The sequence below is a fragment of the Acidithiobacillus concretivorus genome, from assembly GCF_018853445.1.
GTDB classification, from domain to species: Bacteria; Pseudomonadota; Gammaproteobacteria; order Acidithiobacillales; family Acidithiobacillaceae; genus Acidithiobacillus; species Acidithiobacillus concretivorus.
On record NZ_JABELD010000015.1, the window covers coordinates 1 to 18,330 of the forward strand.

The 18,330-nt window shown below is 52.7% G+C and carries 21 protein-coding genes; 5 read left to right on the forward strand and 16 right to left on the reverse strand.

The genetic code is table 11. From position 1 onward, the window contains the following. On the forward strand, positions 1 to 745 hold a 745-nt coding region (locus HJG40_RS01700), incomplete at its 5' end, for an APC family permease (RefSeq protein ID WP_497006468.1). A 2-nt stretch (positions 746 to 747) separates the two neighbouring features. On the opposite strand, the gene HJG40_RS01705 is transcribed toward HJG40_RS01700, so the two are convergent. From HJG40_RS01705 to HJG40_RS01730, 6 genes are read right to left on the reverse strand one after another with little or no spacing between them, the layout of a single operon-like run. Beyond that, on the reverse strand, positions 748 to 1,338 hold the full coding sequence (locus HJG40_RS01705; protein ID WP_215862601.1) for a DUF3833 domain-containing protein: 591 nt from the start codon (positions 1,336 to 1,338) through the stop codon (positions 748 to 750). Next, a complete protein-coding gene (locus HJG40_RS01710) occupies positions 1,335 to 2,621 on the reverse strand; it encodes an MFS transporter (protein ID WP_215862602.1) in 1,287 nt (428 codons plus the stop codon). The genes HJG40_RS01705 and HJG40_RS01710 overlap by 4 nt, the downstream gene beginning before the upstream one ends. Further along, entirely contained in the window at positions 2,614 to 3,150 is a 537-nt protein-coding gene (locus HJG40_RS01715; protein WP_215862603.1) for a chalcone isomerase family protein, read from the reverse strand. Before HJG40_RS01715 ends, HJG40_RS01710 begins: the two co-directional genes overlap by 8 nt. Continuing rightward, the gene (locus HJG40_RS01720; RefSeq protein ID WP_215862604.1) at positions 3,143 to 4,360 is read right to left on the reverse strand and encodes an SAM-dependent methyltransferase; all 1,218 of its coding nucleotides are present in this window, start codon (positions 4,358 to 4,360) and stop codon (positions 3,143 to 3,145) included. The genes HJG40_RS01715 and HJG40_RS01720 overlap by 8 nt, the downstream gene beginning before the upstream one ends. Then, a complete protein-coding gene (locus HJG40_RS01725; protein WP_215862605.1) occupies positions 4,357 to 5,124 on the reverse strand; it encodes a DUF1365 domain-containing protein in 768 nt (255 codons plus the stop codon). Before HJG40_RS01725 ends, HJG40_RS01720 begins: the two co-directional genes overlap by 4 nt. Continuing rightward, positions 5,100 to 6,419: an NAD(P)/FAD-dependent oxidoreductase gene (locus HJG40_RS01730; protein ID WP_215862606.1), complete on the reverse strand. Its 1,320-nt coding sequence runs from the start codon at positions 6,417 to 6,419 to the stop codon at positions 5,100 to 5,102. Before HJG40_RS01730 ends, HJG40_RS01725 begins: the two co-directional genes overlap by 25 nt. A 279-nt stretch (positions 6,420 to 6,698) precedes the next feature. Here HJG40_RS01730 and HJG40_RS01735 point away from each other — a divergent pair, with 279 nt between their 5' ends. From HJG40_RS01735 to HJG40_RS01750, 4 genes are read left to right on the forward strand one after another with little or no spacing between them, the layout of a single operon-like run. Continuing rightward, complete coding sequence (locus HJG40_RS01735) at positions 6,699 to 6,866, forward strand: DUF2256 domain-containing protein (RefSeq protein ID WP_215862607.1); 168 nt, start codon at positions 6,699 to 6,701, stop codon at positions 6,864 to 6,866. Continuing rightward, positions 6,790 to 8,463 (forward strand): cryptochrome/photolyase family protein, encoded by a 1,674-nt coding sequence (locus HJG40_RS01740; RefSeq protein ID WP_215862608.1) that lies wholly within the window; start codon positions 6,790 to 6,792, stop codon positions 8,461 to 8,463. Before HJG40_RS01735 ends, HJG40_RS01740 begins: the two co-directional genes overlap by 77 nt. A 20-nt stretch (positions 8,464 to 8,483) precedes the next feature. Continuing rightward, complete coding sequence (locus HJG40_RS01745) at positions 8,484 to 9,092, forward strand: hypothetical protein (RefSeq protein WP_215862609.1); 609 nt, start codon at positions 8,484 to 8,486, stop codon at positions 9,090 to 9,092. A gap of 5 nt (positions 9,093 to 9,097) precedes the next feature. After that, on the forward strand, positions 9,098 to 9,745 hold the full coding sequence (locus HJG40_RS01750; RefSeq protein WP_215862610.1) for a molybdopterin-dependent oxidoreductase: 648 nt from the start codon (positions 9,098 to 9,100) through the stop codon (positions 9,743 to 9,745). Positions 9,746 to 9,770: 25 nt separating this feature from the next. On the opposite strand, the gene HJG40_RS01755 is transcribed toward HJG40_RS01750, so the two are convergent. From HJG40_RS01755 to rpmG, 10 genes are all read right to left on the reverse strand, one after another. Beyond that, complete coding sequence (locus HJG40_RS01755) at positions 9,771 to 9,992, reverse strand: hypothetical protein (RefSeq protein WP_215862611.1); 222 nt, start codon at positions 9,990 to 9,992, stop codon at positions 9,771 to 9,773. A gap of 267 nt (positions 9,993 to 10,259) precedes the next feature. Beyond that, positions 10,260 to 10,826, reverse strand: a complete 567-nt coding sequence (dcd, locus tag HJG40_RS01760; RefSeq protein ID WP_010637093.1) for a dCTP deaminase — start codon at positions 10,824 to 10,826, stop codon at positions 10,260 to 10,262. Position 10,827: 1 nt separating this feature from the next. Continuing rightward, entirely contained in the window at positions 10,828 to 11,904 is a 1,077-nt protein-coding gene (gene apbC / locus HJG40_RS01765) for an iron-sulfur cluster carrier protein ApbC (RefSeq protein ID WP_215862612.1), read from the reverse strand. 82 nt (positions 11,905 to 11,986) lie between these two features. Beyond that, positions 11,987 to 12,301, reverse strand: a complete 315-nt coding sequence (locus tag HJG40_RS01770; protein ID WP_215862613.1) for an antibiotic biosynthesis monooxygenase family protein — start codon at positions 12,299 to 12,301, stop codon at positions 11,987 to 11,989. Between the two features lie 35 nt (positions 12,302 to 12,336). Next, the gene (gene dapB, locus HJG40_RS01775; RefSeq protein ID WP_215862614.1) at positions 12,337 to 13,173 is read right to left on the reverse strand and encodes a 4-hydroxy-tetrahydrodipicolinate reductase; all 837 of its coding nucleotides are present in this window, start codon (positions 13,171 to 13,173) and stop codon (positions 12,337 to 12,339) included. Continuing rightward, positions 13,173 to 14,306, reverse strand: a complete 1,134-nt coding sequence (gene dnaJ, locus HJG40_RS01780) for a molecular chaperone DnaJ (protein WP_215862615.1) — start codon at positions 14,304 to 14,306, stop codon at positions 13,173 to 13,175. Before dnaJ ends, dapB begins: the two co-directional genes overlap by 1 nt. Positions 14,307 to 14,372: 66 nt before the next feature. After that, a complete protein-coding gene (gene dnaK, locus HJG40_RS01785; RefSeq protein ID WP_215862616.1) occupies positions 14,373 to 16,277 on the reverse strand; it encodes a molecular chaperone DnaK in 1,905 nt (634 codons plus the stop codon). Positions 16,278 to 16,323: 46 nt separating this feature from the next. Continuing rightward, the gene (locus HJG40_RS01790; RefSeq protein WP_226856840.1) at positions 16,324 to 16,848 is read right to left on the reverse strand and encodes a nucleotide exchange factor GrpE; all 525 of its coding nucleotides are present in this window, start codon (positions 16,846 to 16,848) and stop codon (positions 16,324 to 16,326) included. Between the two features lie 72 nt (positions 16,849 to 16,920). Further along, positions 16,921 to 17,946: a heat-inducible transcriptional repressor HrcA gene (gene hrcA / locus HJG40_RS01795; protein ID WP_215862617.1), complete on the reverse strand. Its 1,026-nt coding sequence runs from the start codon at positions 17,944 to 17,946 to the stop codon at positions 16,921 to 16,923. A 220-nt stretch (positions 17,947 to 18,166) separates the two neighbouring features. Further along, on the reverse strand, positions 18,167 to 18,322 hold the full coding sequence (gene rpmG / locus HJG40_RS01800) for a 50S ribosomal protein L33 (protein WP_215862618.1): 156 nt from the start codon (positions 18,320 to 18,322) through the stop codon (positions 18,167 to 18,169). Positions 18,323 to 18,330: the final 8 nt, after the last annotated feature.

An 18,330-nucleotide genomic window follows, 5' to 3' on the forward strand; every position in this document is an offset into this window, starting at 1 on the left:
CGGGAACCTTGCCGGGGAAACCCAGGCTGCGCGCACGGCAATTCCCAAGGTCATGCTCTTTTCCGTGGGCATGGTCGGCTTGTTTTTTGTGGCCATGGCCTACATTGAAATTCTGGCCTTTGCTCACATCCCAACCGCCATTGGCAACAGCCCTGCTCCGCTCAACCGCATTGCCGAGGCTATTGGCAGGCCCTGGCTGGGCATTTTTTCCGATCTGGCTATGGCTACTGCGGCTTTTTCAGCCACCATCGCCACTCTGAACAGTATTTCCCGCATTTTATTCAGCATGGCGGGACATCAAGTCATCAGTCAGTATTTGCATTTCCGGCACCCGTTGCATGGTACGCCTACCCGCGCCATGGGTCTTCTCGCTGTGCTGGTTCTGTTCAGTATATTGGTGGTGAGCTTGGGCCATTTTTCCATTTTGCCCGTGGTCGGGACTTTTGGCACATTTACCGGATTGGCTTTTTTGTTGATTTACAGCCTCGCCAATATTGCTACGCCTCTGTCTTTATTTCGACAAAAACATGTCTGGCGCTGGTTCAGTCTGATTGTCGCCGGCATTTCCCTGCCGCTGCTTCTGAAAGTGCTGGAAGTCAGTTTATGGCCCTTGCCTGCCGGCGGAGAAGGTGTTGCCACAGTGCTGTTTGTGCTACTCGTGCTATTGGTATTTATCTGGGGTTTGCTATGGGCCCGCTTCAAACCCCAGAAATTACAGCAACTGGTTGAACTGGTTGATGAATAAAACTATTTAATGGCGGCGACTTTTTCCCGATTAGCCGCCGTATCCGGTAATTTATGCATCTCCAAAAAGATGTTGCCAGCATGTAATCCATACCAGGTGACATCAGTATGATCCATGACCGTATCGGGGGTGATCATGTACATCCAGTCATTGGCGTGCAGATTGTAAAAGCTTTTACCGACCGGCTGACGCACATCGTAGGACCAGTGCAAGGCAAATCCGAAGGCATCACCCGAAGCCTTTTTGACATCCCCGGCCGAACCTTCAGCACTACCAACAAAGTGATGTGTACTGGTTTCAGTAAGATGCCAGACCCGCTGCTGATAGGTCTTTTTACCGGCAGCATCAAAATAGGTGAAGTTTTCCACCAGAGTTCCCTGATTCCCCTGCCAGGTGCCCATCATGCGTACCACAAAGCGATTAACGACCTTACCTGAGCGATTTTCAAAAACACCCTGGGCCATCAAGGGGCCATTAAAAAACGTCTTCAAATCAAATTTAGGATGGCTTTGTGCGTATTCCTGCGGCTGAGTGGCACAACCAGCCAGCGCCATCACCAAAGACAAGCCCAAAACTTTATATACTGTATTCATGATACCCTCCCAGATATGGAACCAGAAAAACGTAACTCCCGACCTTCTACCGACCAATAACCCATCAAAATAATGGCGATGATTTTGGTCAGAGCCGGAATCACGGCATAACAAAAAGACAAGGCCCAAAGATCTTTCCCTGAGGAATAACCGAGAGCCTGCAAGAGTGGCAATATCAAACCGGCGCCCAAGGCCGTAGCGGCTTTGCCCACCCAATTCAGCAGCCCGAAATAATTTCCCGGTCGACTGCGACTGTCCTGATCACTGTGGTCTGCCAGAAGACTGGGCGGCAAGGCCTGATCTGCCCCGAGGGTCAAACCGGTAAATACGCAAATCAGCGCATAGGCCCAAACATCACCGCTGCGTAGAAACAAGGCGCAAAAAAATGCCAAGGTGGCAATGAACATGGAAAGGCGCCAGGCCATACTTTTACTGAAATGACTGGATAACCACAACCACAAAGGCATTCCCAAAGCGCCCGAAAGAAAGTAGGCCAGTAAAAATAAGGGGGCCAATTGATGCGCACCAAGAATTTCATCCACAAAAAAGAAAAACAAGGTTCCGGCTACGGCATTGGCTGACTGTGACAAGGTATAAATAATCAGCAAGTGCCGCAATGGCTTACGTCGTAACGCAGAAAAAAACGTCCACCACGGCGCTTTCTCGCCGACCACCGGGCGCTGCATACTGCGCCTTTGCAAAGGGATTAAGGCCAGAATGAGCAACACCGCAAAAATACCCGCAAAAATTTCCAGGCCATGATGACGACCAAAATGCTTCATCAACAGGTCGGGTAATGCGGCTGCAAGTAACACCCCAATTAATGCACCAGCCTCGCGGCTAGTCGTCAGCCAGGTCCGGCCATTGTAGTCATGGGATAGTTCTGCACCCAAGGCCTGATAATTGACACTGCTAATACTAAAAAAAATATAAAAAACAATGAGAGATAAGCTCAGACTCAACCAGATCATACTCGTCAGCGGATTAAACAACAGATAAAAACCCAGAATCATTCCGGGAATACCCAGTAGAATCAACAGACGCCGCCCCCGGTGCTGTTCTGCCCAGCGATCACTCCAAAGCCCGATCAAAGGATCTTGCACGGCATCCAGCAAGCGGACTGCCAACAAAATCACCCCCAGCAAACTCAGGGACATCCCAAAATCCGTGGCATATAAATGGGGTATTAACAGATATACAGGCAAGGCACCAAATGCCAGGGGCATTCCCAGCGGAGCATAAAGCAGGAGCATTTTCAGGGAGGGCCTGTCCTGCTTATTCATGCAGGTCCAAAAGCTTTTTGCGTAAACCCGGTACCTGGGTATGGGGACTCAACCAGATGGCAAAAAAGTCCGGACAAAATTGCGGGTCATCAATTTTGCTATGGAGCACACCATTATAATAAAAAGCCGTGTATTTCCCGGGCATACATAAGCCGACAATCTGATCACCGGATTTCACATCCGGGAATGCATGCTGGAGATCAGTCCGAAATTTTGCCAACTGGGCGGCATCCAGATCATCCAGTCGCCGCATTTCCTTGAGCGAAGTCTTGACCAGCTCGTGGCTGCTGAAACTGCGCGCATAGTCAATGCCCAAGGCAAAAGTCTGGGTGGGTGTGTACTGATCGCCGCTGATCCACAACGCGGCATTATAAACACTGAAAAACAGCCAGTTAAGATGTCCCGCACCCAGTAAATGCAAATCCGGAGCGGCTGTTTTTACCGCTGCCGGTAATGGCACCTTGGGTTCTGCAGACCAGGCGAATGGGCTCATTAAAAGCAAACAGAAAATGGTCAGTAACTTAGCCATGAGTCAGGGTTACCTGTGTCAGATCAATTTCTCCTTCCGCAAAACCGGCTTCGCAATAAACCAGATAAAAGCGCCACATTTTGCAGAACACTGAATCATAACCGAGGCTTTTAACGGCCTCTTCCTGAATATCAAAACGCTGACGCCAAATGCGCAAAGTCTTGGCGTAGTCCTGACCAAAATCTTTGCGTTCGAGCAATTGCAACCCGGCGGTGGCTATTTCTTCCTGCAGCCGGGCCGGAGAAGGGAGCATCCCGCCTGGAAACACATAATGACGGATAAAATCAGAACTTTTTTGATAGGCCGAAAAACGCGCATCGGCGATGGTAATACTCTGGATCAGCGCCCGTCCGCCTCTGCGCAGCAGTTGATGAATTTGCTGAAAATAACTGGACCACCATTCAGCGCCCACCGCTTCGAGCATTTCGATTGAGACAATTCCATCATAACGACCCTGTAAATCCCGATAATCCATCAGGGAAAACTCTGTTAAATGACTGAGCTCCTGCTTTTCGAGGCGATCTTTAGCATAAGCCAACTGCTCTTTTGACAGGGTAATGCCATGCACAAAAAACCCACGACGCGCTGCATATTCGGCAAACCCACCCCAACCACAGCCTATTTCCAAAAGTCTTGATCCAGGCGCCAAATTCAGGGCACTGAGCGCCCGCGCATATTTTCTTTCCTGGGCATCAGTCAGCGTCAGGGAATCGTCACCATCATATAAGGCACTGGAATACGTCATACTCGGATCCAGCCAGAGCTGGTAAAATTCATTGCCCAGGTCGTAGTGAAAAGAAATATTTTTGCGGCTACCGCGCCGGGTATTGGCGCGCAACAGTCGGTTCAGCAGGCTGAATACCAAGCGTCGGGACCATGAACCCTCAATATATTTTTCGACCATGGCACGATTGGCAATAGCCAGACGCAGCAATGCCACTGGATCACTGCTCTCCCACAAGCCTTCCATATAGCCGCGCCCAAAAGCAATATCACCGTCCCGCGCCAGCAGCGACAAAATCCGCCAGTCATTCACCACCCACTCGGCATGAATACCCGACTCTGCCCCCTGAAACTGCAAAATTTCCCCTTCCGGGGTTTTCAGCGTCAATTGTCCGCAATGCATGCCTTCCAGCATCTGCAGCAAGGTTTGTGCAGAGCGGGGAAGTCCGGGCATAGGAATTCGTTGGTTACCAAGCGCTGTACTCATAAACTGATCTCCTGCTGGGGGGGCTCCGGTTTTTTATGAAAAGGAATGTGCGCACGCCATAGTCGGATGGCCTGCCAGTGAATAAAAAAAACGACTGAAAAGGTCATGAACGGCTGCTGCAAAACAGCCCGCCAGACACTGGAAATATTCAGATCACGGCGCTGTCCCGCAATTTGAGTGATGAGACAGGGCGCGTCATTAGCATCCAGATAATGAATATCTGCCTGAAAATCTTGATCTTCGAGATGAAAGCGAAAGCGATACTGCCCTTCTACCGGTAAAAATGGGGATACATGAAAAGCCTTACTGGCAACCAGCCAGTCACCCTTATCGATGACACGACGATCATTATGCGCCAGCAAATAACTATGGTGTTCGCCGAAAGTGTTGTTCACCTCTGCCAGCACGCCGCGCAGCCCACCGGTTTCGTCCAGGCCCAGCCAAAAGCTGACCGGATTAAAAACATACCCCCAAAGACGGGGATAGGTGACCAGTACAAAACGGCTGGCTTCAATCTGCTGTTCGGCAAAAATGTCGCGAATCCAATCTGAAAGTGCCGAACCATCACGACTGCCGTGATCACGACCATGAAAACGCAGGGGGCTGAAGCGTGAAAGAGTTTTCTGTAACTGCGACAAATCCTCCAGATCAAAGCAAATACTGAAGGTGCGATAATGAAAAGCCCGTCGCAAAGGTTGCAGGCGGCGATGCATGACGCGGCCCAGCAACAGCCCGCCTTTCAACGTAGAACTTGTTGTGGCCATATTTCCATCCGTGTTTCAGTAGCAACGCTTGCCTGCTCTTGCCAGGCAGCGCGAATACCCATGTGATTGGCGACTTCTACGGCACTGCGCAAACCGTCTTCGTGAAAACCGTGACCCAGCCAGGCACCACAAAACCATAAGCCATCACGACCTTGCAGACGCCGTACGGCCTCCTGACCAGCCAATGCCCCATGATCAAATACCGGATGGGCATAATGAAACTGTGCCCAGGTTTTTTGCGGATCGGGTACGCGCTGCGGATTCAAAGTGACCATAACCGGCGTTTTGAAGGGCAGCGGTTGCAACTGATTAATTAAATAGGTCACCGCCACCGAACGCTGGGCATCGGCAATCCCTTCTTCATGAAAATTCCAGGCAGCCCAAGCTTTGCGATGCTTAGGAAGAAAACTTTCATCCCAATGCAGGTAAGCTTCATTTTCCTGATATTGACACTGCGCCAACGCAGCACTTTGTTCAGGCCAATGGTCACCCAGCAACTTTCTGGCTTGGTCGCCATGCAGGGCACATATAACCTGATCAAAATGTTCTTCCTGATTGCCCGCATACTGGACCGTAAACCCGCCTTCCGAAGCCGGATGCAATGCTTCTACCGGCGCATTCAGACGGACATCATGGAGCTGTTGCGTGATGCGCCGGACATATTCACGACCCCCACCAACAACTGTCCGCCATTGTGGCCGATCAAAAATCTGCAACAGCCCATGATTCCGATAAAACTGCAAAATGGAACGCGCCGGATAAGCCAGCATGGTTCCGGTTGGACAAGACCAGATGGCTGCCGCCATGGGCAGAAGATAAGCCGTTTTAAACCATTCACCATAAGCACCCCGGCGCAGAAACTCGTCCAGAGTAATGTCCGCATCGGTTTTGTTTAACCAGGCCAGCGCTTCGCGATTGAAGCGCAGAATATCCTTGAGCATTCCCCAAAAAGCCGGGCGCAAAATATTCCGCTTCTGCGCAAAAAGGGTGCTGAAACTGGAACCGCACCATTCCAGATTCAGGGCCGGAAGACGGACACTGAGCGACATATCGCTGGCGGTCCAGGGTACATTCAGTTCCGCGAAAAGACCCAGCAAATTCGGATAGGTTCGATCATTAAATACTAGAAAGCCTGTATCTACAGGTGCCGATACGCCCTGCAGGCTGACCTCCACGGTATGGGTATGACCACCCGGGTAGTCCGCCGCTTCGAAAACACTGACGCTGTGCGTTTTCCGTAACATCCAGGCGGCCCCCAACCCGGAAATACCCGCACCAATGATGGCAACTCGCATAATTCTCCTTTATTGTTTTTAAATGTACTATACAGATAATAGCTTAGTACAGGATGGCGCAAAGCTTCCCAAACATCTTATGTCGGTTCGAATGATCCAGAACTGGAATGCCTCGATACACTCAACCCCCCACAGCGTAATCGCAACAACCCAGCAAAGTGGCATTATCAGGTATTACGCAAATACTTCGTCAGTGGATGCAGATTCAGACACCTTGCGCATTGCACCAAAGCCTTGTTAGTCTTATTGTACTATACAATTTCTTATTTTGTATAAGCCATGAAACCCCTACAACGTCATCAGGAAGAAAAAATTTGTGTGGTCTGCCAGCGCCCCTTTACCTGGCGTAAACGCTGGCGGCGCTGTTGGGATGAAGTACGTTATTGTTCAGCCGCTTGTCGAAAAAATCGGCATCGCCCCGGAAACCAGCCTCATGCCTCAGACTGAAAGGACTGTTCGTCATCTGGTAGTGATTCTCGGTGACCATCTTGATCCAGACAGCCCGGCCCTGGAAGATTTTGATCCTGATCAGGATTTGTGCTGGATGGCGGAAATCCCCGAAGAGTCCACCATAGTCTGGTCGCACAAGGCCCGCATTACCCTGTTCCTGAGTGCCATGCGTCACCATGCTGCAGCTTTGCGGCAGCGCGGCTTTCCTTTGGAATATCTGATTCTTGGCACGCACCCCTACCAAAGCATGAGTCAGGCTCTGGAAGCGGCGCTCCGACGCTGGCAGCCCAAGCAAATCATCAGCCTGCGCCCCGGCACCTGGCAGCTGCGCGAAACCATTCGTCACTGCGCAGAAAGTGGACAGGTTCCCTGGCAAGAACGGCATAATCTTAATTTTCTGTTTTCAGTCTCTGAATTTGGCCAATGGGCAGAAAGTCGTCGCCAGATGCGTCTCGAATTCTGGTATCGCCATGCCCGGCAAAAAACCGGAATACTCATGCAAAAAGAACAGCCGGTCGGCGGGCGCTGGAATTTTGATCCGGAAAACCGCCGAAGTCCCGGTTCTCAAGGTCCCGGCTGGATTCCTGAACCTTTGAGTTTTCCTCCAGATGCCATCACTCAGGAAGTCATGACCCTGGTCGCAGTACAATTTGCAAAACATCCTGGCAGTCTTGAACACTTTGACTGGCCGGTAACACCCCAACAGGCCCAAGCGGCTCTTCAGGACTTTCTGGATAATCGCCTTGCACAATTTGGCCCCCTGCAGGATGCTTTCTGGCCGGGACAGGTCTGGCTTTATCATTCCCGGCTGTCTGCAGCGCTGAATCTCGGCCTGATCCGTGCCATAACGGTCATTCGGGCGGTGGAAGAAAATTTCCAGGCTGGTAAAGTTTCCATCGCCTCTGCAGAAGGATTTATCCGGCAAATTTTGGGCTGGCGCGAATATATACACGGCCTCTATTGGCTGCACATGCCCCAATGGCTGCAACAAAATATTTTCCAGGCCCATCAGCCGTTGCCGGAATTCTACTGGACTGCAAAAACCGATATGTCTTGCCTGCAGGACACCATTGCCCGCACTCTGGAGCATGGCTATGCCCACCATATTGAAAGACTGATGATTACCGGTCTGTTTGCCCTGCTGCTGGGCGTCGAACCGGAAGCCATTCATCGCTGGTTTCTGGCCATTTACGTGGATGCCGTGGAGTGGGTGGAGCTGCCCAATGTCATTGGCATGTCCCAGTATGCAGATGGCGGCTGGATGGCATCCAAGCCCTATGTAGCCAGCGGTAATTATCTGCAGAAAATGGGCGGGCATTGTCAGCGCTGCCCATATGAACCCAAGTTGGCTACCGGCGCAAAAGCCTGTCCCTTTACGGTGCTGTACTGGGATTTTCTGCAGACGCACCAGGAACGTTTCCGTCAACATCCGCGTACTGCCCTGCAATGGAAGCATCTTGAACGCATGTCCGGAGAGCATCTTGCTGCCATTCGCGCCCAGGCTCAGGTGATACGCAAAAATCTTGAAGATGGTCACGCATTCGCATTGAACAAAATGCATCCAGAACCCGAAATTTCACGTAATCTGGAATAAGTCTACAAGCGAGGCAAGACATGGCAGAAATCATTCACATTCCCGGCAGCGCATTCTCCGCTCAGGCCTCAGAAAACCTGGTGGAATATCCTGTTTATGCCAAGATTTTGCATCTGGGACTGGTGCTGAGTGTTACCTTTGAATTGTGGAACAGTCTGGCCGCCTTGTGGTTTGCCAATTTCACCTGGTTTCCGCTTCATGTACTTGCCGGGCTGATTCTGACTGGCTGGCTGGTTCTTACCTGGCTGGTGTATGTATTCACACCCTGGGGACGTCATCTTTTGCGGACCTGGTTTTCCTGGCGCACCCCCCAAGCCGTAGGTCATGATCTTGCCCGGCTATTTCGCGGAAAACTCCCGAGTCATGGGGTCAGACCGGGTTTATCCAGCCTCTGGCAAGCCATTTTTTTCATCGGGGTCAGCATCGTGACCTTTGGGGGTTTTATTGGCTGGCTCGTTCTGCGCGGAGACCTGCATCTGAGCGGCGGCGCACAAATTGGGCTCACGCTGATGCGTCTGGGCACCCCCCTGTTAGCCTATTTATGGATCGGCCATGTCGTCATGGCCACTTATCATGCACTGCGCGGCGAAGCCCTTTGGCGCATATTTGCCGTCTGGAAAAGAGGATAAAAGTCATGTCAATTAATCGTCGAGAATTTCTGCGCTCAGCGGGTGGCCTGATTTTGGCGACCGGGGCAGGTAGTCTGGCTTATCCTGCCCTGGCTTGGGCGGATACCAAAATCCCGGTTTTTCCGGAGTATTACACTTATGCCGGGTTTTATCCCAAAATCAATCCAGATACTTATCGTCTTGAGACTACGGGACTCATTAACAAACCCCAAACTTTCACACTCCCTCAGTTATATCAACTCAGCAAGGATCGGGAAATCGAAACCTTTCACTGCGTAACCGGCTGGATTGTCAACAATGTAAAATGGCAGGGTATTGCCCTGTCGCATTTTCTGGAGCAGATACAACCTCAGGCAAGCGCCCGCTATGTCGCTTTTTACAGCGCCGACGGCGTCTATGTAGATAGTCTTTCCATGGATCAGGCACGCGCACCCGGTGTTATTCTCGCCACGCACATTTCCGGACAGCCACTACTTCAAAAAGGCGGATATCCGCTGCGTCTGCTGGTACCGCAAATGTACGGCTACAAAAGTGTCAAATGGGTCAACAAGATCGTGCTGGACAGCACCCGTCCCCAGGGCACTTGGGAGAAGGACGGCTATGCCAACAATGCCTACATCAAAAAGGGTTTCAGTTTCATGGACCTGCTGTAAACCAAAACCGTTGATTCTCTGCCAGTTAACGGACTTTGACTGGTCGCCGGAAACGGCGACCAATGAACAAAACAATCAACCCAACCACAAATAAAATAGCCCCACGGATGATCCAGATAGTTTCATTGATCATGAAGCTGCTTTTGGGATAGGGAAATATTCCAGTGCCCTGCAGAAAAAACAACAGGCCTGCGAGCATCAGAAAAATGCCGATGATACTGAGTATGACCAATGCTGTTTTGCGCATGATAACGCCCTCAAATGAATCCACGATTATTTAAATTAACATCTGCAAAGGCTGGTTTTTTCGCTGTAACCGGCGGTTGACCTGGATAGCTTTTTGCGCCAACGTCCCTTGCCTGTTGTTCTAAGGCTCATCCTGCTGTCAGGAGAGAACTCGCCCTTTGGGCTCAGACAGCTCTCCTGACGGGCGCAGGATTTCACCAAGAACAACAACGGCGCGGGACAAAGTCGCGGCAAAGCTATCCAGGTCAACCGCCGGTTACAGGACCAGTCAAGCCTTGGGAAGCGTCACGCCGCTTTGTCCCTGATATTTACCACGCCGATCTGCATAGGACACTTCGCAGACCTCATCGGATTCAAGAAACAGTACCTGAGCGACGCCTTCATTGGCGTATATTTTAGCCGGCAACGGCGTGGTATTGGAAAATTCCAGGGTCACGTAGCCCTCCCATTCCGGCTCAAAAGGCGTGACATTCACAATAATACCGCAACGCGCATAGGTACTTTTGCCCAGACAAATGGTGAGCACATTGCGGGGAATTCGGAAATATTCCAGGGTGCGCGCCAAGGCAAATGAATTGGGTGGAATAACGCAGGTATCCCCACTGAAATCCACAAAAGAATCCTCGCTGAAATTTTTGGGATCGACGATGGCACTGCGCACATTGGTAAATACCTTAAATTCGCCGGCGCAGCGAATATCATAACCATAAGACGATAAGCCGTAGGAAATGATAGGACTGCCTTCGACATGGCGTACCTGACGGGGGGAGAAAGGCTCGATCATCCCCTCATTTTCTGCCATGTGCCGAATCCATCGATCTGATTTGATACTCATTTTAGCGATTCTGCACGACAATATTGGGGAATTTGTGGCTATGATCTACGGCCTGATTGGCCACCCGCCCGGCCACATGAAGCGCCAGTTCGATGTAGATTTTGGCCAGACGCGAATCGGGTTGTGCCACCACCGTGGGCGCGCCATTATCAGCTTCGCTGCGGATACTCCGGTCCAGAGGAATGGCACCCAGAAATTCCACGCCATCCTGCTCGGCCATGCTGGCACCGCCGCCATGTCCGAAAATGTCGTCCTCATTGCCACATTTGGGGCAAATATAAAAGCTCATGTTTTCAATAATACCGAGGATTGGAACGCCGACTTTCTCAAACATTTTCAGACCCTTGCGGGCATCCAGCAAGGCAATATCCTGAGGAGTGGTCACAATAACCGCTCCGGAAACCGGCACTTTCTGCGCCAGGGTCAACTGGGTATCACCCGTACCCGGCGGCAGATCAATCACTAGATAATCCAGTTCTCCCCAGCGGGTATCCGAGAGCAGCTGCTCCAGCGCCTGCATGACCATAGGCCCGCGCCAGACCATGGGGGTTTCTTCATCAATCAGAAAACCGATGGACATGGCTTTAATACCATGCCCCTCCATGGGTTCCATCTTTTTCCCATCCTTGCTGGTGGGTTTACCGGAAATACCCAGCATGCGCGGCTGGCTAGGGCCGTAAATATCGGCATCCAGAATCCCTACCCGGGCACCTTCCTTGGCCAGCGCCAGCGCCAGATTGACTGAGGTGGTTGACTTGCCCACGCCGCCCTTGCCCGAGGCTACCGCAATAATATTGCGCACGCCTTCCATGAGCTTCACGCCGCGCTGGACCTGATGGGTGACAATACGATGACTGACCGAAACATCCGCCTGCAAGCCGTGGTCATTTTGAATTTGCCGCGCCACATCCTGACTCAGACTGATGGCTACACCAGCGCTGGGATAAGGTAATTCCAGTTTGACCTGATTACCTTCCACACTTTTGAGTACGCCAGCTTTTGCGAGAGTTTTACCCAGATAAGGGTCTTCCATTGCCTGCAATGACTGTTCTACTTGTTCCCGCGTCAATTCTGCCATGCTCGTCCTCATCTCCGGCATCCAAAGCTGCCGTCATAGTAACTGGTGTATCTGCAAAAATCTGTTTTTTCGCGACCGTGGATCAGGGTGCGGTCTCTGCACTGATCACGACTTCGTGGCGCTCCAGACCGCCCCCTTCTCCAAAAGCTTCCTTGGGCAGCGGATTGGTATGGGCCGCCTTGAAATCGTCACTTTTCATCCAGGCCTCGAATGCTGCCTGATCAGCCCAGTGCGTCAGCACGACATAAACACCGTCATCATTAACCGGACGCAAAACCTCCATCCGCACAAATCCCGGCTGCTTATCCACTTCTCCCGCGCGTTTTTGAAAACGTGCCTCAAACTCGGCCCGATATTCGGCCTTTACAGATACCCGATTCGCGACAACATATTGCATGATAGCTGCTCCTCGTTACTCCAGTGCAGGGAAAATTACAGGACCGGCCCCGGCTTTAAGCCAAGAACATCCTGCATATCGTAAAATCCGGGGCTTTGTGCCGCCAACCAGCGCGCCGCCCGCAGTGCGCCCTCGGCAAAATTCAGACGGCTGGCAGCACGATGGGTCAATTCCAGACGCTCACCCGCACCTGCCAGCCATACCGTATGCTCACCCACCACGTCAGCCGCACGCAAAGTGGCAAAACCAATACTGCCTTCCTGGCGCGGTCCCCGGATGGTATTACGATCAAGGCACTCCACATCCTTGAGATCGACACCGCGTCCCTTGGCGACAGCGCGCCCCAGAGCCAGAGCCGTTCCGGATGGCGCGTCCACCTTATGACGATGGTGGGCCTCAACAATTTCTACATCGTAACTTTCCCCCAGCGCCTTGGTGATAGCCGGAAGATAAGCCAGCAACACATTGATGCCGACACTCATATTGGGGGCCAATAGCAGGGGAATATCGCGGCTGGCGGTTTTCAGCACATTTTGCTGTTCGGAAGAAAACCCCGTCGTACCAATGACGATGGGGGTTTTCGTCTGCTGACAAGCCAGCACATGGTCCAGCGCGGCGGCTACCGGACCGAATTCGATGACCACATCCACAGTCTTGTCCTGCGCCAACACTGCACGCAAATCAGCGATAACCGGCACGCCCAGTGGCATAACCCCAGCAAGGCGGCCGGCGTCCTGCTTCAGATATTCCGCACCGGCACGACCAATGGCTGCGCTCAACTGCAGGTCATCGCGCCCCTCCAAAGCCTGGATCAGCGCCCGGCCCATTCGCCCCGAGACGGCTGTTATGGCGACGCGTGTTGGCGGGTTCATCAGAGTCCCATCCGGTCCAAAAAGTCTTTGACCTTGTTCCACCAGCTTTCCTGCTGGGGGTGCTGGCTCTGATCTGCGGCAGTGCTGGCAAATTCTTCCAGCAGTTCTTTTTGTCGTGCCGACAAATGCACCGGCACTTCCACCTGCAGACGACAATGCAAGTCACCATGCAACTTGCTGCGTACCCCCTTGATACCCTTACCACGCAGGCGAAACACCATGCCGGACTGGGTTCCCGGCGCAATCTGGATTTTAGCGCGCCCCGTCAACGTGGGCACTTCCAGTTCGCCCCCCATAGCCATGGTCGTAAAATTCACCGGAACAGCACAATGTAGATCATCTCCGTCGCGCTCGAACAAGCTGTGGGGCTGGACCCGCACCTGAATATACAAATCACCCGCCGCTGCACCGCGCTCACCAGCTTCACCTTCACCATTCAGACGGATGCGGTCGCCCGTATCTACACCGGCCGGAACCTTGACTTCGAGATCACGGGTTTTGCGGACCCTGCCGTGCCCCTGACAATTAGTGCAAGGGTCCTTGATGGTTTTACCACTGCCATTACATTGCGGACAGGGACGCGTCACCGAGAAAAAGCCCTGAACCATCCGCACCTGACCACGGCCCGCGCAGGTGCTGCAATCTTCGACCTTACTGCCCGGTTTTGCCCCGGTACCGTGACAAACTTCACAAGGTGCGGAACTCGGAATCTGAATAGTGACTTGCTTACCCAGCGCGGCTTCTTCCAGTGTCAGGTCCAACTCATAACGCAAATCCGAGCCGCGCCCGGAGTCCTGACCACGCCCACCGCCACCAAAAGCCTGTTCAAAAAGATCCCCGAAAATATCGCCAAAGCCAGCGCTGCCGGCTCCAAAACCTCCGAAACCGCCGCCGGGGCCAGCACCACCCTGCACCCCGGCGTGTCCGAAGCGGTCATAAGCCTGACGCTTGGAAGCGTCGGACAAGACCTCATAGGCCTCGCTGATTTCCTTAAAGCGGTCTTCCGCACTGGGATCATCGGGATTGCGGTCAGGGTGATAGCGCATCGCCAGACGACGGTAGGATTTTTTGATTTCCCCATCGTCGGCGCTGCGGGTAATTTCTAAAATTTCGTAATAATCGCGTGTAGCCATTTTTTATCCTGAAACAGGCAAGGGGACAGGATACCAGATCCTGCCCCCTTATCACCAAAGTCTAAATTACTTTTTGTCGACTTCTTCAAACTCCGCGTCGACCACATCATCCGCCTTGGCTTGCCCTTCACCCTGAGCCGTTGCGCCAGGCTCCGCCTGACTGCCTGCCGCGCTTTGCAGCAATGTGGACATGGCCGCCATCAAGGTCGCCACGGCACTCTTGATAGCTTCCGGGTCTTCACCCTTGGCAGCATCTTCTGTCGCCGTGATGGCTTCAGTGACTTTAGCCTTGTCTGCTTCCGGTGCCGATGCCTGTTCAGTCAGCGCCTTACGTGCGCCATGAATACTGGCATCCGCTTCGTTGCGGGCTTCAATCAATGCCCGCGCCTTCTTGTCATCGGCCGCATGGGCTTCAGCTTCGGCCACCATCCGCTTGATTTCTTCCTCGGAGAGGCCGGAACCTGCGGTGATCTTGATGGACTGCTCCTTGCCGGTCTGGTTGTCCTTGGCCGAAACATGGAGGATACCGTTGGCATCAATATCAAAGGTCACTTCAATCTGCGGCATGCCCCGTGGCGCCGGAGCAATATCGGCCAGATCAAAACGTGCCAGAGATTTGTTATCCCGGGCCAGCTCACGCTCACCCTGCAAAACATGCACGGTCACCGCCGACTGGTTGTCTTCGGCCGTAGAAAACACCTGAGACTTGCGGGTCGGGATGGTGGTGTTTTTCTCGATCAGCTTGGTCATTACGCCGCCCAGGGTTTCAATACCCAGAGATAGCGGAGTCACATCCATCAGCAGTACGTCTTTTTTGTCGCCAGACAACACCGCGCCCTGAATAGCCGCGCCAATGGCCACCGCCTCGTCGGGATTCACATCCTTGCGCGGGTCCTGACCAAAAAAGTCTTTCACCTTTTCCTGAACCTTAGGCATCCGGCTCTGGCCACCCACCAGAATCACGTCGGTCACCTGACTGGTCGACAGGTTGGCATCTTTCATGGCGACCCGGCAGGGGGCCATACTGCGGTCAATGATGTCTTCCACCAGAGATTCCAGCTTGGCCCGGGTCAGCTTCATGTTCAGATGCTTGGGGCCACTCTGGTCGGCGGTGATGAAGGGCAGATTGACGTCAGTCTGCTGCGCCGAAGAAAGCTCGATTTTGGCTTTTTCCGCCGCTTCCTTCAGACGCTGCATGGCCAGACGGTCACCGCGCAAGTCAATACCGGCTTCGGCTTTGAAAGAATCCGCCAGATAATTGATGATGCGATTGTCGAAGTCACCACCACCCAGAAAAGTATCCCCATTGGTGGACAGCACTTCAAACTGGTGTTCACCGTCCATTTCGGCAATTTCGATGATGGATACGTCAAACGTCCCACCGCCAAGATCATAAACCGCAATTTTGCTGTCGCCGGGTTTTTTGTCTTCACCAAAAGCCAGGGCCGCTGCCGTAGGCTCGTTGATGATGCGCTTCACTTCCAGACCGGCAATGCGGCCCGCATCCTTGGTCGCCTGACGTTGGGCATCGTTGAAGTAAGCAGGTACGGTAATGACCGCTTCAGTAACGGTTTCCCCCAGATAATCTTCTGCCGTCTTTTTCATTTTCTGCAAAATGAAGGCCGAAACCTGCTGCGCGGAATATTTTTTATCGCGCACTTCCACCCAGGCATCGCCGTTTTCGGCCTTCACCACCTTATAGGGAACGTGCTTCAGATCTTTCTGGACTTCGGCGTCGTCGTATTTGCGACCAATCAGGCGCTTCACTTCATAAATGGTGTTTTCGGGATTGGTGACCGCCTGGCGTTTTGCCGCTTCGCCCACCAACACCTCGCCCTCTTCAGTGATTGCAACAATGGAAGGGGTCGTCCGCTTGCCTTCGCTGTTTTCAATGACCTTGACCTTGTCGCCTTCCATGACGGCGACACAAGAATTGGTGGTGCCCAAATCGATGCCAATTACCTTAGCCATTATATGTTCTCCTGAATTAAAAAATTTGTGTTTATATCAACAATAATTACGCGGTTTTGGGTGCCTTGGAAACCGAAACCATGGCGGGACGCAACAGCCGGTCATGCATGAGATAACCTTTCTGGTGTACCGCAAGAATCCGGTTTGCATCCCCTTCCGCTTCCACCATGGCAATCGCCTGATGAAGATGCGGATCAAAACGCCCTTCGCCCATCTCTATGGGGGCGATACCCGCTTTTCCCAAGGCCTGGGCAAACAGAGTCAGCGTATTTTCAATACCCTGGCGAAACTGCGTGACCGCTTCATCGCCTTCCAGGGGCGTCGCCAGGGCCAGTTCGAGACTGTCAATCACCGGCAACAATTCCCGGGCAAAGCGGTCTACGGCATAATTACGGGCATCTTCAATTTGCTTTTCCGAGCGCTTGCGCTGGTTTTCGGCATCGGCCAAAGCGCGCAGATAATCATTGCGATAGGCTTCCGCCTTTTCCTCCCAATTGACTTCACCGGCCTCGGATGCTGCGGTTGTCTCCGCTTCTTCTGAAGACGACACGGGCTTTTCTTCTTCACTCATGCGCAATTCACTCCTGATCATTTGGATGTCCTCCATATGGGGAGGATCCGGCGGCATTTCAAGCCAAGCCACTCAAGATTGTGACAAGGCCCGCCCCAGTAAATGGGCGGTGCCATCTACCAAGGGAATAATCTGTTGATAAGGCATGCGCATGGGTCCGATTACGCCGAGCACGCCCAGCACCTCACCATCCACCACGTACGGCGCCGAGACGACACTGCAATCGCTCAGGGGCGCAAAGCCCGACTCCTCACCAATAAAAAGGCGCACTTCACTGCCGCGCATACTGCCATCCAGAAGATGGACCAGATCCCTCTTCTGACGCACCGCATTAAGTAACTCGCGCAGCCGTTCGCTACCGGCCAGTTCCGGCAGGTCCAGCAACTGAAACTCCCCTTCAATCAGCATGCGCTGCTGATCTTCTTCCAGCATTTCCTCACCCAGCTCCATGGCACTGCGTAATATGCGGTCCATTTCGTGACGGGATTGCTGCAGATCGCGCTGCAAATGCTGGATGACTTCCTGCAAGGGGCGACCACCATAACTTTCATTAAAGAAATTGGCCGCCTGATTGAGTTCAGCGGCACTGAGGGCATGTTCGGTGCGAATCAGGCGGTTTTCGACATCGCCCTTATCGGTCACAAAAATGGCCAGCACTTCCTTTTCGCGCAGCGCCAGAAAATCCACATGCCGCAAAGTTCGATTGGCGCGTCGAGGCACGCGGACAAACCCCGCCATGTGGGTCAATTCCGAAAGCACCTCCGTGGCCGCATGAAGCACCTGCTCAGTATCCGGAATGTAGTGCCCCAACCGATGAATCAGCAGTTGATGGGACTCAGGCGACAATGGCGCCACCCGCAACAGCGCATCCACAAAAAAACGGTAACCAACATGAGTAGGAATGCGTCCGGCAGAAGTATGGGGGGAAATCAGATAACCTTCATCTTCAAGATCCGCCATGACATTACGGACCGTAGCCGGACTGATATTGAGACCGGCGCCCTTGGCCAACTGGCGACTACCGACCGGTACACCATTGGCTATATGCTGCTCTATGAGGGATTTGAGCAGGTGCCGCGCACGTTCATCCATAGCCATCAGATTTGTCCCCAACAGACGAGATTATCCTGTGCTGTTGCCAGGCCGCATGAATATCCAGAGAACAAGAAATTATGGACGATGCACATATGATTGGAATGGGGTCCTTGGCACTCAACCATCAGGAGTGCTAATAACTTAGCAAAATAATGATGGATGAGCAAAGAACCAACCGGCCTCTCCTGAAGATTCAGGGCAGACCGCAGGGAGGCACAGAAAATTACTTGATTTTGTCTTCCCGATAAGCGACGTGCTTACGGACTTTGGGATCGTACTTTTTCATTTCCAACTTGTCCGGAGTGGTCTTCTTGTTTTTGGTCGTGGTGTAGAAATGACCTGTACCGGCCGTGGAAACCAATTTGATTTTTTCGCGCATCAGTTAAA

Bases quoted from the DNA above. Each gene is read 5' to 3' on its own strand.
- HJG40_RS01705 (WP_215862601.1), bottom strand. From the start codon at position 1,338: ATGAATACAGTATATAAAGTTTTGGGCTTGTCTTTGGTGATGGCGCTG.
- HJG40_RS01710 (WP_215862602.1), bottom strand. From the start codon at position 2,621: ATGAATAAGCAGGACAGGCCCTCCCTGAAAATGCTCCTGCTTTATGCT.
- HJG40_RS01715 (WP_215862603.1), bottom strand. From the start codon at position 3,150: ATGGCTAAGTTACTGACCATTTTCTGTTTGCTTTTAATGAGCCCATTC.
- HJG40_RS01720 (WP_215862604.1), bottom strand. From the start codon at position 4,360: ATGAGTACAGCGCTTGGTAACCAACGAATTCCTATGCCCGGACTTCCC.
- HJG40_RS01725 (WP_215862605.1), bottom strand. From the start codon at position 5,124: ATGGCCACAACAAGTTCTACGTTGAAAGGCGGGCTGTTGCTGGGCCGC.
- HJG40_RS01730 (WP_215862606.1), bottom strand. From the start codon at position 6,419: ATGCGAGTTGCCATCATTGGTGCGGGTATTTCCGGGTTGGGGGCCGCC.
- HJG40_RS01735 (WP_215862607.1), top strand. From the start codon at position 6,699: ATGAAACCCCTACAACGTCATCAGGAAGAAAAAATTTGTGTGGTCTGC.
- HJG40_RS01740 (WP_215862608.1), top strand. From the start codon at position 6,790: ATGAAGTACGTTATTGTTCAGCCGCTTGTCGAAAAAATCGGCATCGCC.
- HJG40_RS01745 (WP_215862609.1), top strand. From the start codon at position 8,484: ATGGCAGAAATCATTCACATTCCCGGCAGCGCATTCTCCGCTCAGGCC.
- HJG40_RS01750 (WP_215862610.1), top strand. From the start codon at position 9,098: ATGTCAATTAATCGTCGAGAATTTCTGCGCTCAGCGGGTGGCCTGATT.
- HJG40_RS01755 (WP_215862611.1), bottom strand. From the start codon at position 9,992: ATGCGCAAAACAGCATTGGTCATACTCAGTATCATCGGCATTTTTCTG.
- dcd (WP_010637093.1), bottom strand. From the start codon at position 10,826: ATGAGTATCAAATCAGATCGATGGATTCGGCACATGGCAGAAAATGAG.
- apbC (WP_215862612.1), bottom strand. From the start codon at position 11,904: ATGGCAGAATTGACGCGGGAACAAGTAGAACAGTCATTGCAGGCAATG.
- HJG40_RS01770 (WP_215862613.1), bottom strand. From the start codon at position 12,301: ATGCAATATGTTGTCGCGAATCGGGTATCTGTAAAGGCCGAATATCGG.
- dapB (WP_215862614.1), bottom strand. From the start codon at position 13,173: ATGAACCCGCCAACACGCGTCGCCATAACAGCCGTCTCGGGGCGAATG.
- dnaJ (WP_215862615.1), bottom strand. From the start codon at position 14,306: ATGGCTACACGCGATTATTACGAAATTTTAGAAATTACCCGCAGCGCC.
- dnaK (WP_215862616.1), bottom strand. From the start codon at position 16,277: ATGGCTAAGGTAATTGGCATCGATTTGGGCACCACCAATTCTTGTGTC.
- HJG40_RS01790 (WP_226856840.1), bottom strand. From the start codon at position 16,848: ATGAGTGAAGAAGAAAAGCCCGTGTCGTCTTCAGAAGAAGCGGAGACA.
- hrcA (WP_215862617.1), bottom strand. From the start codon at position 17,946: ATGGCTATGGATGAACGTGCGCGGCACCTGCTCAAATCCCTCATAGAG.
- rpmG (WP_215862618.1), bottom strand. From the start codon at position 18,322: ATGCGCGAAAAAATCAAATTGGTTTCCACGGCCGGTACAGGTCATTTC.